Below are 14,528 nucleotides of genomic sequence, written 5' to 3' on the forward strand. Positions count from 1 at the left end.
CTAGACTCCTTGCGATGACGGCTGGCCTGCACCATGTTCGAGCAGGAGCAGGGTCTCCAGGTGCGAAGTGTGCACGAACATGTCGGCTACCATCGCCTGAACGATGCCATAACCGCCATGCACGAGCCGTGCCGCATCGCGCGCCAGCGTGGCAGGGTCACAGGCAATGTAGACCAGCTTCGGCACCGGGCGTTCGACCAATGCGCGACATACCGCATCGGCACCGTCCCGGGGCGGGTCCAGCACCACGATATCGGGCACCAGGTGTGCCAGCAGCTTCGCTACGGCGACTTCATCGTTCAGGTTGGCCTGGTGTGCCTCGAGCTCGAGCGCGCTATCGCGTGCGTTGGCTTCGAGCCTAGCCACCATGGCGGGATTGCCCTCCACCGCCGTGACCCGGGCACCGTCGGCGGCCAACGGCAGGCTGAAGTTGCCGATGCCGGCAAACAGATCCAGCAGGCGCTGACCGCTGGCGGGAGCCAGCCACTCCCGCACGCTACGCACCATCTCGCGATTGATCTCTGCGTTGACCTGAATGAAGTCTCCCGGCGCAAAGTTCAAGCGCAGCTCGCCCACGTCGAGCGGTAGCCGATAACCGAGCGAGGCCGGCTGCCCCAGCCATTCGAGAGTGGGTTCGTCACGCCCCAGCAGGTACGCGACGACGACGTCATTGGCCTGGCTAAACTCCCGCCAACGCTGCAGGTCGGTGGGGTTCTCGCGCAGCTGGCGAACCACCACCACGCGGGTCGAGTCGGCGGCGATCAGCTCCAGGTGGCCCACCAGTCGCGGCGCTTCGAGCTCGCTCAACTGAGCCCGCAGAGGCAAGAGCAGGGCCGCAAGCTCGGGAACGAGCACCTCGCAGGCCCGGATATCGACCAGACGGCTGGCATGCCGGGCACGAAACCCCAGGTGAACGTCGCCCTGGGCGTCCACCTTGACGCCCAGACGCGCACGGCGCCGGTAACCCAGCGATTGTCCCGCCAGCAGTCGAACGGGGTGAGCGAGTTCGATGCCCTCACGGCCGAGAAGATCGGTGAGCACGTTGCCCTTGTGCCGACGCTGCGCCGCCACCGCCAGGTGCTGCATGTCGCAACCACCGCATTGACCGTAATGAGCGCAAGGCGGCGTGACCCGCTCGGGCGCGGGCTCGAGCAGCGTGCGCACATGGGCTTCGTCGAAGCGCTTGCGGGTGCGATGCACCGCCACCTCGACACGCTCGCCCGGCAGCGCCCCCTCGACGAACAGCGTCTTGCCGGCAGCGGTGCGAGCTACGCCCCGGCCATCGTGGGCCAGACGCTCGATGCTCACTGCCTCGCCGTCGGCTTCGAGCTCTGCCGGACGCTGGGCTTCGGCGTGCCGCTTGTGCAGACCTGAGACACCGGAACGCTGACGTGCCGGTCGCCGCTTGCCAAGCAATGCCAACTCAAACCTCCGGGGCGAACAGCCCAGTCGAGAGATAACGATCGCCACGATCACAAACGATGAACACGATCACGGCGTTCTCGACTTCTTCGGCAACACGCAGCGCACCGGCCAGGGCGCCGCCTGAGGAGACTCCGGCCAGAATCCCTTCCTCGCGCGCCAGGCGGCGCATGTGCTCTTCGGCCTCGTGCTGGCCGATGTCGAGCACCCGGTCGACACGGGTGGCATCGAAGATGCTCGGCAGGTACTCCTTCGGCCAGCGGCGGATACCGGCGATACTGGCGCCATCCTCCGGCTGCAGACCGACGATCTGCACCTCCGGATTGCGTTCCTTGAGATAGCGCGAAACGCCCATGATGGTTCCGGTGGTACCCATTGAGCTGACGAAGTGCGTGATGGTGCCGTCGGTCTGTTCCCATAGTTCGGGGCCAGTACCGCGATAGTGGGCCAGCGGGTTGTCGGGGTTGGCGAACTGATTGAGCGGCTTGCCTTCGCCCCGCGACACCATGGCTTCGGCCAGGTCGCGAGCTTCCTCCATGCCGCCCTCCTTGCTCACGGTGACCAACCTGGCACCATAGGCGGCCATGGCCTGCTTGCGCTCGCTGGATGCGCTGTCGGGCATGATCAGCACCATGCGATAACCCTTGATGGCAGCCGCCATGGCCAGGGCGATGCCGGTGTTGCCCGAAGTGGCTTCGACCAGCGTATCGCCCGGCGTGATGTCGCCGCGCGCCTCTGCTTGTTCGAGCATCGACAGCGCCGGGCGGTCCTTGACCGAGCCTGCGGGATTGTTGCCTTCGAGCTTGGCGAGCAGCGTGTTGTTGCGTCCTGCGGTGATTCGCTTGAGTCGCACCAGCGGCGTGTGGCCTACGACATCCTCGATGGTGGGGAACTGCATGTAAGCGTCCTTAGGCTAACGTCTTTTCCGTAGTATATCCGCGCCGTCATCGACTGGACAGGCATGCCCCGTCAATGTGGCATACTGAGGAGGCTGGCCCGTGACCAAGGAACACCGATGTCGCTCGGAAATCGACTGACACTATGGATACTGTGTCTCCCTCTACTTGTGCTGTTGCTCGTAAGCGTCTCCCTGCTGAAGCAGGATACCGAGTGGCGTAAGGCGGCCCTGCGCGACCGTATCGTCACCGCCGTCGAGCAGCAGAGCCCGGAAATGGCGCAGGCTCTGTTCGATGGCGCCCAGTCCCGGCTCGATGGCATGGCCCGGCGCCTGCTGGAGATCGACGAGACACGCGGCGTCGGTATCTACACCGACGAAGGCCTGATCGAGCTGGAGATGGGGCGCAATCGCGCCCAGGTGGCCACCTCGCCACCGCACACCACGCAACTCGACACCAGCGGCGACCTGTGGCGGCTGATGATGCCCCTGGCAGTGGCCAATAACGAGGGCACTGCCATGCCCCAGGCATGGCTGGAACTGGATATCGATACCCGCGCGCTCACGCTGGATTACTATCGGCGCCTGGCCACCGCTGGCCTGGGGCTATTGATCCTGGGGCTGCTGCTGTTCGTGATTGCTTCCGCCCTGGGCCGCCGGCTCGACTCCAGCCTGGACAACGCCGCCGAAGCATTGAGGCGCCTGCGCAGCGGCGACCTGGACATCCGCCTGCCGGAAGAGGGCGCCCCGGAGCTACGCCGCCTGGCTCGTCACGTGAATGCCCTGGGCGACGAGATGCAGCAATCCCGCGAAAACACGCAACGCCAGATCGAGCAGACCACCTCCGAGCTGGAAGAGTCGATGGAAACCATCGAGATCAAGAACATCGAGCTCGACCTGGCACACCGCAGAGCGCTGGAAGCCAACCGCATCAAGTCCGAGTTCCTGGCCAGCATGAGTCACGAGATCCGCACCCCGCTCAACGGCATCGTCGGCTTCTGCCGGCTACTGGGGCGCTCGCGCCTGGAACCGCGTCAGCGCGAGTGGCTCGATCAGGTGCAGGTCGCCTGCGACAACCTGCTGGCCCTGGTCAATGACGTGCTGGACTTCTCACGCATGGAAGCCGGTCGCCTGGAGCTGGATCGCGCCGAGCTGGACATGGTCTCGCTGGTTGACGAAGCGCTCGCGCTTCAGGCTCCGTTGGCCCATCAGAAGGGTCTTCATCTGCTGGGCCTGGTCTACGACGACGTGCCTTCGCCGCTGCGCGGTGACCCGCTTCGCATTCGCCAGGTACTGACCAACCTGACCCACAATGCGCTCAAGTTCACCGAGCAGGGCGAGGTCATCGTCCGGGTCATGGTCGAGGAGCAGCCCGACGTCGAGCATGTCCTCCTGCGTGTCAGCATCAGCGATACCGGAATCGGACTCACCTCCCAGGAGCAGCACAATCTCTTCCAGGCTTTCCGCCAGGCCGCCGCCAGCCATCCCCGGCAATACGGAGGTTCCGGCCTGGGTCTGGCCATCAGCCGGCAGCTGGTCGAACAGATGGGCGGGCAGATCACCGTGGAGAGCGAGCCCTCGCGCGGCTCGACCTTCTCCTTCACACTGCCGCTGGACGTCGTGGGCAACGGCATCGAGACAAGTGACGACATCCTGGACGGCAGCCGGGTCGCCCTCTTCGAGCCCCATGCCCCGACCCGCCACGCACTGAACCACCTGCTCACCCTGTGGGGTGGGCAGGTGGAAGAAACTCACCAACCGGATCTGCTGCCGCCCGCCCCCGCGCTGCTCGTCGCCACGCTCCCCACCGAGCTGAATGACGATGTGGTCGAGGAGTGGCGCGCACGCCTCCAGGCCTGCCCCTGCCCGGTGCTGCTGCTGGTCAACATGGCGCCGCTGGAGCTACCCGACCTGCACCTGCCACGCGGCTGCGAGATCCTCTGCAAACCGGTTTCGCGCCAGGCCCTTGCCGATGCGCTGCGCCGTTGCAGCTCGGCACAGCGTCGCCCCGCCATCGAAGCGCAACGGCAGCACAAGGCACGAATCCTGGTGGTGGATGACAATACGATCAACCGGCGACTGCTGCGCGAACTGCTGCAAAGACCCGGCCTGGAGCTGGCCGAGGCCGGCAGCGGCGAAGAAGCCCTGGCCCTGGCCGAAGGCGAGACCTTTCATCTGGTGCTGATGGACATCCGCATGCCGGGAATGGACGGTATCGAAGCGACCCAGGCATTGCGCCGCATGGGTGGGCACTGGGCGCGCTGCCCCATCATCGCGGTGACCGCTCATGCTCACGACAGCGAGCGAACGCGCCTCCAGGCGGCCGGCATGCAGGAAATCCTGATCAAGCCGGTGGACTCCAATCGCCTCGAAACCATTCTGCAGCGCCACCTCGGCTTCGTGCCACCCCTCCCCGCTAACGCTTCTGCTCCTACCCCCGCCCTGCCGGCGGTGCGTGAAAATGACATCGCCGCGGATCTGGCGGTCGTCGATCTGGAACTGGGCACACGACTGGCGAATGGCAACGAGAGTCTGGCCTACGAACTGATCGGCGAGCTCGTGGCTTCACTGCCCGACACCCTCGAACAGCTACACAAGGCACTGGCCAGCAGCGATTCCGAGGCACTGCTGGATGCCGTGCATGCCCTCAACGGCGCCTGCCGCTACTGCGGCGCGCCCGAGCTGGCCCTGGTCGCCGAAACCCTGGAAACACGGCTGCGTTCGCGAGGAATGTCGGAGGTCTCATCGCTGCTCGAAGACCTGTTCAAAGCCATCGACAGGCTCAACGAGTGGCATGCCCAGAGCCAGGAAGCGCCTCCCAGTACCGCCAAGTGAGCCTGGCTGCGTCGCCTAGCCCCACCTGACGGCGTTATCGGCAGCGGCGCTGAGGTCAATCCTCATCGTCGTGCTCATGGTGATGGTCATGCTCTTCGAGCGAAGCGACGAAGCCCGCCTCCTGCCCGGCGATGATCAACCGCTTCATCTCGGCCACGGCCTCCTTGAGCCCGACGAACAGCGCCCGGGCAATGATGGCATGGCCGATGTTGAGCTCGTGCAGGCCCGGAATGGCAGCGATCGCCTCGACGTTGTGGTAGTTCAACCCATGCCCGGCATTTACCGTCAGCCCCAGTTCGAGTGCCATTTCTGTCGCTGCCGTCAGCCGCGCATGCTCCTCGCGCGCCGCCTGCCCGGAGCGCTCGGCATAGGCCCCGGTGTGCAGCTCGACGACCGGTGCCCCGGCGCGCTTGGCCGCTTCGATCTGACTCGGCTCGGGATCGATGAACAGGGAGACCTCACAGCCCGCTGCCGCCAGACGTCGGCAGGCATCGGCCACGGCAGCGAAATTGCCCACCACGTCCAGCCCGCCTTCGGTGGTCAGCTCCTCGCGCTTCTCGGGGACCAGGCATACGTGCGCCGGGCGCACCTCCTCGGCCAGCGCCAGCATCTCTTCGGTGACGGCCATCTCCAGGTTCATGCGCGTATTGAGCACTTCGGCCAGCAGGCGCACGTCGCGTGTCTGGATGTGACGACGATCTTCCCGCGGGTGCACGGTGATACCGTCGGCGCCGGCTTCCTCTGCCAGTAGCGCCGCCTGAACCGGATCGGGGTAGCGTGTGCCGCGCGCCTGACGCAGCGTGGCAATGTGGTCGATGTTGACGCCAAGCAGAATGCGCGGGGGATGCATGGTGGCCTCCAGCGGCTGGTTGAATGAGCGAATCAGTGTGAGGGGGGACGGCGCCGTTCGGCAAGCTGACGCATCAGCTCACGGGAACGCAGCGGACGTGTGCCGAGCAAGGGCACCAGCGCCGCCCGCGCCACCGCCTTGGCCGGCCCGGCCAGCCCGGGGGCTGCCCAGTCGCCGCCGGCCAGCAAACGCAGGGTACGGCCATCGATTCCGGGCGAGCCGGGTACGAAGGCACGCGAGGCGGTATCGAAACGGTAGCGTGCCTGGGGGTCCAGCTCCTCGCCCTCAGGCGTGGTGTAGCGCGGCAAGGCGTCCAGCGCATCGAGCAGCGTGAACTCCAGGCGCCGCAGCGCCATGGCACGCCCATCGGGTCGCGGCAGCGCCCCGAGCAGAGCAGTGTAGAAGGCGAACACGTCCGGCACGGGCAGCTCCACCGGCAGCGTTCGCGTCAGCAGTTCATTGGCATAGAGTCCGCACAGCAGCCCTTCCCCGGCCAGCAGCGCCGCCGCGCCACGACTCTCCATCAGGCGCAGGCGTTTGAGCTCCCCTTCTCCCACCCAAGTGACGTGCAGCGGCGCAAAGGGCTGCAGACGGCCCCGCGAGCGCGAGCCCGGTCGCTGCACGCCCTGAGCCACCGCCCGCACGCGGCCGTGCTCGAGGGTCAGCAGCTCGACCAGAGCGCTGGTCTCGCGATAGGGACGTTTGTGGAGAAGAAAGGCCGGCTGCGGCTGCATGGTGAATCGCCTGAACGAAAAAGGGGCAAGCGCAGACAGGTTTGGGCAGTATCAGTCCAGGTCGTAGCCGAGGCTCTTCAGCGCTCGCTCATCATCCGACCAGCCGCGCTTCACCTTGACCCAGAGATTGAGCATGACCTTGGCGTCGAGCGCACGCTCCATGTCGAGCCGCGCCTCGCGTCCGATGTTCTTGATTCGCTCACCCTTGTCGCCGATGAGGATTTTCTTCTGCCCGGCGCGCTCCACCAGGATCAGGGCGCTGATGTGCACCACCCTGCCCTCGTCACGGAACTCCTCGATCTCGACCGTCACCTGATAGGGCAGCTCGTCGCCGAGCTGGCGCATGATCTTCTCGCGCACCAGCTCCGCCGCCAGGAAGCGCTGGCTTCTGTCGGTGACCTGATCGTCGGGGAAGTGGTGGATGCCCTCGGGCAGATGCTTGGCCACCTCCGCCTCCAGCTCCGGTACGTTGGTACCGTGCTTGGCGGAAACAGGAATGATGGCGGCAAAGTCGCGGCGCGCGCCGACCTCGGCCAGCCAAGGCAGCAGCGTACTCTTGTCCTCGAGCCGGTCGACCTTGTTGACGGCGAGGATCACCGGCGCCTGAACGTGCTCCAGACGCGACAGCACCACCTGATCCTCATCGGTCCAGCGCGTGCGGTCGATGATGAACACCACGCAATCGACGTCGTGCAGGGCCTGAGTGGCGGCCTGGTTCATGAAGCGGTTGATCGCCTTGTTGCGATCGCGCCCCAGGATATGGATGCCCGGCGTGTCGACGTAGATGAACTGCGCCTCGCCCTCGGTCTTGATCCCCATGACCTGATGTCGGGTGGTCTGCGGGCGACGCGAGGTGATCGATATCTTCTGGCCGAGGATGCGGTTCATCAGCGTCGACTTGCCGACGTTGGGACGACCGACGATGGCCACGAAGCCACAGGTCTCGCTCATGATTTCGCCCCTTTCTGGTTTTCGAGCTGGAGCAGAGCAAGCTCGGCGGCCTGCTGCTCGGCATGACGGCGGCTGGAGCCGGTACCCAGGGTATGCGTCGCCAGCAGTTCGACGTGACACTCGACCGTGAAGGTCTGGTCGTGCGCCTCGCCCTCGACGGACACCACATCGTAGCGCGGCAGCGGCGACTGACGCGACTGCAGGAACTCCTGCAGCCGGGTCTTGGGATCCTTCTGGGTATCCTGCAGATCGATCGACTCCAGGCGCTCGGCGTACCACGCCAGCACGCGGGTACGCGCCACATCCATGCCGGCATCGAGATAGATGGCGCCAAGCACGGCTTCCACTGCGTCGGCCAGGATCGAGTCGCGCCGGTGACCGCCGCTCTTCATCTCGCCCGAGCCTAGCCGCAGGCACTCGCCGAACGACATCTCCCTGGCCAGCTCGGCCAGGGTCTGGCCGCGAACCAGCCGTGCCCGCAGGCGCGACAGCTGGCCCTCGCGAGCCTGGGGAAAACGCTCGTATAGCGCCTCGGCAATCACGAAGTTGACGATGGAGTCGCCGAGAAACTCGAGCCGCTCGTTGTTTTGGCCCCCAAAGCTGCGGTGCGTCATGGCCAGCTCCAGCAGAGTGATGTCGCTGAAATCGTGGCCGATGCGTCGGCTGAAGGCGGAAAGGGATTTGCTCACGAAATTCCTGTTATTGCTGATCCATCAATGGATGCGGCGAACCTGGGTGAAACTGGGCAGACCACCGTCCCAGTGCATCCATACGGCAAAGGCTCGGCCGACGACGTTCTCCTCGGGCACGAAGCCCCAGTAGCGGCTGTCGTTGGAGTGGTCGCGGTTGTCGCCCATGGTGAAATAGTGGCCATCGGGTACCACGATCTCGCGCACACGCGGGCCCGGGTCACGTGGATTATTGTAGATACGATGGCTGACCTCGCCCAGGCGCTCCTCCAGCAGCCACTCGCCCGGCGCGGTGGGCGGCGCTTCGTCCAGCACGCGCTTGGGTACGGGCTCGCCGTTGACGTACAGCTGCTTGTCTTCGTAGCGCACGGTATCGCCCGGCAGGCCCACCACTCGCTTGATGAAGTTCACCGAGGGCTCACTGGGGAAACGGAACACCATGACGTCGCCACGCTCGGGCTCACCCAACTCGACGATACGCGTGTGGGTCACCGGCAGACGCAAACCATAGGCGTACTTGTTCACCAGGATGAAATCACCCACTTCCAGGGTCGGACGCATCGAGCCCGAGGGGATCTGGAACGGCTCCACCAGGAAGCTGCGCAGCAGCAGGACGACCAGCAATACCGGAAAGAACGAGCGCGCATAGTCGACCGGCCAGGGCTCCTTCATGGCCCGCTCGCGGGCAGCCTCGTCGAGCCCTTCCGTGGTGCCCGCCTCTACGGCGGCCAGTTTGCGGCGACGCGCCGGGCGCCACCAAACCAGATCGAGCAGCCAGATCAGTCCAGTGATGGCGACTGCCACCACCAGTAGCAAAGAGAAATCCATGTTATCGCCGGTCCTAGTCGTTCACCTTGAGTACGGCCAGGAAAGCGTCCTGGGGAATCTCCACCCGACCGACCTGTTTCATGCGCTTCTTGCCCGCCTTCTGTTTCTCGAGCAGCTTCTTCTTGCGCGTGACGTCCCCACCGTAGCACTTGGCCGTCACGTTCTTGCGCAGCGCCTTGACCGTGGAGCGAGCCACCACCTGACCGCCGATGGCAGCCTGGATCGCCACGTCGAACATCTGGCGCGGGATCAGCTCCTTCATCTTTTCCACCAGCACCCGCCCCCGCGTGTGGGCATGGTCGCGGTGAATGATGACGGCCAGCGCATCGACCCGGTCGCCGTTGATCAGCACGTCCAGCCGCACCAGCCTGGCCGCCTCGAAGCGCTCGAAGTTGTAGTCCAGCGAAGCATAGCCCTTGGAAATAGACTTCAGCCGATCGAAGAAGTCCATTACCACCTCGGACATGGGCAACTCATAGGTGAGCTGGATCTGGCTGCCGAGGAACTGCATGTCGAGCTGGTTACCGCGACGGTTCTCGCACTCCATGATCACGTTGCCGACGAACTCCTGCGGCACCAGGATGCTGGCGCGCACGATCGGTTCGCGCATCTCGTCCACGTCGGCCATGTCGGGCAGCTTGGAAGGGTTGGAGACATACTTGACGTCACCGTTCTTCATCGCCAGCTCGTAGACCACCGTAGGCGCGGTAGTGAGCAGATCGAGATCGTACTCGCGCTCGAGCCGCTCCTGGATGATCTCCATGTGCAGCGTGCCGAGGAAACCGACGCGGAAGCCGAAGCCCAGCGCATCGGAGTTTTCCGGCTCGTACTCCAGCGAGGCGTCGTTCAGCGCCAGCTTCTCCAGCGCATCGCGGAAGTCTTCGTAGTCGTCGGCGCTGACCGGGAACATGCCGGCGTAGACCTGCGGCTTGACCTTCTGGAAGCCGGGCAGGCGCTCGACGTCCGGTGTCTTGGCGTGGGTGATGGTGTCCCCCACCGGGGCGCCGTGGATGTCCTTGATACCGGCCACCACGAAGCCCACTTCACCGGCACGCAGGATGTTGGTTTCCTTGCGTATCGGGGTAAAGATACCCACCTCGTTGGCCTGCCAGTCGCGACCGGTGGACTTGATGCGGATCTTCTCACCCTTTTTCAGGGTGCCGTCGAAGATGCGCACCAGCGACACCACACCGAGGTAGTTGTCGAACCAGGAGTCGATGATCAGCGCCTGCAGCGGCGCATCGGGATCGCCCTTGGGCGGCGGAATGTCGCGCACCAGGCGCTCGAGCAGCCCATCGATGCCCAAACCGCTCTTGGCCGACACCTGGCAGGCATCGGTGGCGTCCAGCCCGATGATCTCCTCGATCTCGTGGGAGACCTTGTCCGGGTCCGCCTGGGGCAGGTCCATCTTGTTGAGTACAGGCAGCACCTCGAGCCCCTGCTCGATGGCGGTGTAGCAGTTGGCCACCGACTGCGCCTCGACGCCCTGAGCGGCGTCCACCACCAGCAGTGCCCCCTCGCAGGCATACAGCGAGCGCGATACCTCGTAGGAGAAATCGACGTGCCCCGGGGTGTCGATGAAGTTGAGCTGGTAGGTGTTGCCATCCTGGGCATGATAATCCAGCGTGACCGACTGGGCCTTGATGGTGATGCCGCGCTCGCGCTCGAGGTCCATCGAGTCGAGCACCTGCTCCTTAAGTTCGCGTTCGGTCAACCCGCCGCAGCTCTGGATCAGGCGATCTGCCAGGGTCGACTTGCCGTGATCGATATGGGCAATGATCGAGAAGTTACGAATGTGCTTCAGTTTTCCGTTGCTTGCTTCGTTGCTCATCTAACCCAGTCCGGTATTCGACACGAGCGCGGCAGCGGCAATCTTGGTCGGCGCCCGTTCACGTCATATGAATTCAATGGCCGGTATTGTACCGGCATGGCCAAGGGTTGGACAGCACAGCCGTATGCAGCGGCAAAAACGACGACACCTCCCGCACGTGCGGGAGGTGTCGTCGCGATGGTCGGCAGTCTGTGCCGCTCAGCCGTTGCCCAGGCGCAGTGCCACGAACAGCGAGCGACCCTCACGGTAGAGGCGCACCGGCACGGCGCGATCGGTAGGCAACCTCTCGACCAGCTCGCGCAGCTGGGCCGGCTCTTCCACGGCATGATGGTCGAGGCTGACGATCACGTCACCGGGTCGAATGCCGGCATCGGCGGCCGCCCCACGGGGGTCGACGTCACGCACCACCACTCCGCTGTCGATTCCGAGCCGCTGACGCTCGGCATCCTCGAGTTCGGCCACGGCAATGCCCAGGCGCGCCTGAGCGTCCGAATCGCCACCGGGCCGTGCCTGCTCCGAGCGCTCGCTATCCGGCCAGTCGCCGATGGTGACGGCAATGTCTCGGCGTTCACCGTCACGCATGATGGTCAATTCGGCATCGTTGCCCGGCGTGACCCGCCCGATCAGGCGCGGCAGGTTGCGCGAACGCTCGACCTCCTCGCCGTCGACCTCGAGCACGATGTCACCCGCCTGCAGGCCGGCACGTGCTGCCGGACCTTCGGGGTCGAGGTCGGCGATGAGAGCACCGCTGGCGCTGTCCATGCCGAACGATTCGGCCAGGTCGCGCGACACCGGCTGGATCATCACGCCGAGCCAGCCACGACGCACGCGGCCGTCGTCACGCAGCTGATTGGCAACGTCCATGGCCACGTTGATGGGAATCGCGAACGACACACCCATGAAACCACCGCTGCGGGTGAATATCTGGGCATTGATGCCCACCACCTCGCCATCGAGGTTGAACAGCGGCCCACCGGAGTTGCCCGGGTTGATGGCAACGTCGGTCTGGATGAAAGGCACGTAGGCATCGCGCGGCAGCGTGCGGTTGATGGCGCTGATGATGCCCGCGGTCACCGAGTGATCGAAACCGAACGGCGAACCGATGGCCGCCACCCATTCGCCTACGCGCAGCCGGTCGGAATCTCCCATGCGCAGCGTCGGCAGGTCGGAAGCATCGACCTTGAGCAGCGCCACGTCGGTCTGGGTATCGGCACCGATCAGCTCGGCTTCGAGCTCCCGGCGGTCGTTGAGACGCACGAGGATTTCGTCGGCTCCGTCGACCACATGGGCATTGGTGAGGATGTAGCCATCCTGACTGATGATGAAACCGGAGCCCAGGGACTGACGTTCATGTCCCCGCCCCGGCCCACCGCCTCCGCCACCGGGCGGCGCCGGGAAGCGGTCGCCGAAGAAGTGGCGGAAGATATCCGGAATGTCCTGTCCGCCGAAATCTTCGAACCCCTGGGAGCGCCCCGAGATCATGCGAGTCGTCGAGATGTTGACCACTCCGGGGGCCGCCTGCTCGACCAGCACGGTGAAATCGGGCAGTTCGCGGGCAAAGGCAGACTGCCATGACAGCAGCATGGCCACCAGCAGCGCCCAAAGAGAGACCTGTCGCGTCAATGGCTTCATGAGAGCTCCTGCATCAGCATTTCGTTATCTCTAGCGGAACTTACTATTCGGATGCTTCGCGCCAGGTGAGACTTTCCGCCACCTGGGCCAACACCCGCGGCGGCAACTCACCCATTGCCACCACCTGCATGGGCCGACCATCCACCACCACATGGCGTACCACGGCGAGCGAGATTCCCAGACGATGCAGCCCCGGAATCAACCGCTCCCGCCCCTCCTCGATCGGCTCGACGAACAGACTCAGGGTCGAAAGGCCATCGCTGTAGATGCGATGACCGATCTCCGGATCGTGTCGGTCGGTCTGCGTATCGACAGGCTGATCGAGAAATCCATTGGGCAGCCAGGCCGCCCGCCAGGCCTGCCGTGGCGGCGTGGGGCTCGCATCGAGCACCACGCCGCCTTGGTACAGTTGCGGTGGCTGGAGTTCGGTCAGTTGGAACGTCTCGACCACACGCCCTCGGTCGTCGATCAACTCGCGCTTGAGCGGCAATGCGGTGTGTTCGTCGAGCCACAGGCGATGGCCGAAGCGCAAACCGTCCAACGGCTCGATATCCAGCCGAACCGCACTGCGATTGGCGATACGCTCATCGCTGCCCATGGAAAGCCGATAATACTGCTCGATATGCCGGGCCATGCCTGCCGGCGATGCGGGCACTTCCGGCTCGCCGTTGGACCAGCTCATGCGGCCGATATGGCCACGGCGCTCGAAGAAGACGGGCGGCCCGTCGAGGAAACGCGCCACTTCGCGCTCGATGCCGTCCTGGATGTCGCGGGAAAGCGCCAGTGTACGGACGCCATCGATGCCGATGCGTACCGCCCGCGCCTGAAAGACATGACAGTGCCCCGCCCACAGGCTGCGCTCGAACCACTCCAATGGCGATTCGGGACGCTCCCACTCGGCCAGTTGGCGGCAGTCGAAGCGTTCGGTCTCGGTTGGCTCATCCGCAGTTTCTGCAACCGCCGCCGTTTCTGCAATCGCCACGGCACCGTAAGCCAGGAGCAAGGCACCGCTATACGCAGCCAGGCACCTGGCGTTACGCCTGTTGACCATCAGCGCTGCCCCAGCGTCTCGTTACCCGAAGCCCGCAAGAGTGGCATCCAGACGTCGCCGCTCAGATTGGTGGCCCCCTGAGAATGACGGTCGAGGTATGACTGCAGCAAGCGCGCCTGCTCCTGGTCGGTGCTGCGGGATTGCCGCGGATTGGGAGTCAGGAACAGGGGGTTGTCGAAACCGGCGCCAACCGGCATCACGCCGCCGGCCTGACCGCCCGACACCGCCGGAGAGAACAACGGCATGCCAACGGGGGTGGCCTGGCTGCCGCCTCCGGCCTGTGCCACGAGGTTGCGCTGTGTTTGACCCGCAGCAGCGGGCGCTTGATTGTCGGCCAGCTCGGTCTCACCGCCCGAGCGGGTGAAATCGGTGCCGTTGTAGAATTGCACCCCGGTGATCACCATCAGCGTGACCGCCGCCGCAATGCCCGCACTGCGAGCAAAGGGCTGGATGCGACGCGGTGGAATACGAGGCGCTTCCATTTCAGGCACCGGCTCGGCTTCGAGCCTCGCCATGATACCGGCCGAGAGGTCCGTACTGACATCGATGTCATGATCCCGCCGCATGACGCTGCGCATCAGATGATAGCGCCGCCAGGCTTCCGCCGCGTCCGGCTGCTCTTCTAGTGACTTGAGCATCCGGCGAAGCTCGAGATCATCACCTTCGTTGTCCATCAGGGCAGAAAGCGATTCCCGTGCATTCTGACTCATTCCTCAACACCCCCACATCGACAAGGCACCCTGCCTTGCTACCAATGTTTTCCGGCATTCCCGAACGCACCGAAACGGAATGCCGACAGCCCATGATTTG

At 64.9% G+C, this 14,528-nt stretch carries 12 protein-coding genes; 1 reads left to right on the top strand and 11 read right to left on the bottom strand.

The genetic code is table 11. From position 1 onward, the window contains the following. Together HOP59_RS20995 and cysM are read right to left on the bottom strand one after the other, a co-directional pair. Positions 1-1,422: a TRAM domain-containing protein gene (locus HOP59_RS20995; protein ID WP_234255482.1), complete on the bottom strand. Its 1,422-nt coding sequence runs from the start codon at positions 1,420-1,422 to the stop codon at positions 1-3. 1 nt (position 1,423) lies between these two features. Continuing rightward, a complete protein-coding gene (gene cysM, locus HOP59_RS21000; protein WP_010628037.1) occupies positions 1,424-2,320 on the bottom strand; it encodes a cysteine synthase CysM in 897 nt (298 codons plus the stop codon). A 117-nt stretch (positions 2,321-2,437) separates the two neighbouring features. Between cysM and HOP59_RS21005 the strand changes: the two genes are divergently transcribed. Further along, a complete protein-coding gene (locus HOP59_RS21005) occupies positions 2,438-5,152 on the top strand; it encodes an ATP-binding protein (RefSeq protein ID WP_026038075.1) in 2,715 nt (904 codons plus the stop codon). A gap of 55 nt (positions 5,153-5,207) precedes the next feature. Here HOP59_RS21005 and pdxJ read toward each other — a convergent pair whose 3' ends face one another. The 9 genes from pdxJ to HOP59_RS21050 form a co-directional block, all read right to left on the bottom strand. Further along, positions 5,208-6,002 (bottom strand): pyridoxine 5'-phosphate synthase, encoded by a 795-nt coding sequence (gene pdxJ, locus HOP59_RS21010; protein WP_010628035.1) that lies wholly within the window; start codon positions 6,000-6,002, stop codon positions 5,208-5,210. A 32-nt stretch (positions 6,003-6,034) separates the two neighbouring features. Further along, positions 6,035-6,736 carry a DNA repair protein RecO gene (recO, locus tag HOP59_RS21015; protein WP_010628034.1) on the bottom strand — a complete coding sequence of 234 codons (702 nt, stop codon included), beginning with the start codon at positions 6,734-6,736 and terminating at the stop codon, positions 6,035-6,037. Positions 6,737-6,787: 51 nt separating this feature from the next. Beyond that, entirely contained in the window at positions 6,788-7,687 is a 900-nt protein-coding gene (gene era, locus HOP59_RS21020; RefSeq protein WP_234255483.1) for a GTPase Era, read from the bottom strand. Then, a complete protein-coding gene (rnc, locus tag HOP59_RS21025) occupies positions 7,684-8,376 on the bottom strand; it encodes a ribonuclease III (RefSeq protein WP_010628032.1) in 693 nt (230 codons plus the stop codon). The genes era and rnc overlap by 4 nt, the downstream gene beginning before the upstream one ends. A 24-nt stretch (positions 8,377-8,400) precedes the next feature. Then, positions 8,401-9,204, bottom strand: coding sequence for a signal peptidase I (gene lepB / locus HOP59_RS21030; RefSeq protein WP_010628031.1), 804 nt, complete (start codon positions 9,202-9,204; stop codon positions 8,401-8,403). A 13-nt stretch (positions 9,205-9,217) separates the two neighbouring features. Continuing rightward, positions 9,218-11,035, bottom strand: coding sequence for a translation elongation factor 4 (gene lepA / locus HOP59_RS21035; RefSeq protein WP_010628030.1), 1,818 nt, complete (start codon positions 11,033-11,035; stop codon positions 9,218-9,220). A 198-nt stretch (positions 11,036-11,233) separates the two neighbouring features. Next, entirely contained in the window at positions 11,234-12,667 is a 1,434-nt protein-coding gene (locus tag HOP59_RS21040; protein ID WP_010628029.1) for a DegQ family serine endoprotease, read from the bottom strand. A gap of 43 nt (positions 12,668-12,710) precedes the next feature. Further along, positions 12,711-13,718 carry a MucB/RseB C-terminal domain-containing protein gene (locus tag HOP59_RS21045; RefSeq protein ID WP_234255484.1) on the bottom strand — a complete coding sequence of 336 codons (1,008 nt, stop codon included), beginning with the start codon at positions 13,716-13,718 and terminating at the stop codon, positions 12,711-12,713. Continuing rightward, positions 13,718-14,428, bottom strand: coding sequence for a sigma-E factor negative regulatory protein (locus HOP59_RS21050; RefSeq protein ID WP_234255485.1), 711 nt, complete (start codon positions 14,426-14,428; stop codon positions 13,718-13,720). Before HOP59_RS21050 ends, HOP59_RS21045 begins: the two co-directional genes overlap by 1 nt. Positions 14,429-14,528 lie beyond the last annotated feature (100 nt).

It is taken from the genome of Billgrantia aerodenitrificans (genome assembly GCF_021404405.1).
GTDB lineage: Bacteria > Pseudomonadota > Gammaproteobacteria > Pseudomonadales > Halomonadaceae > Halomonas > Halomonas aerodenitrificans.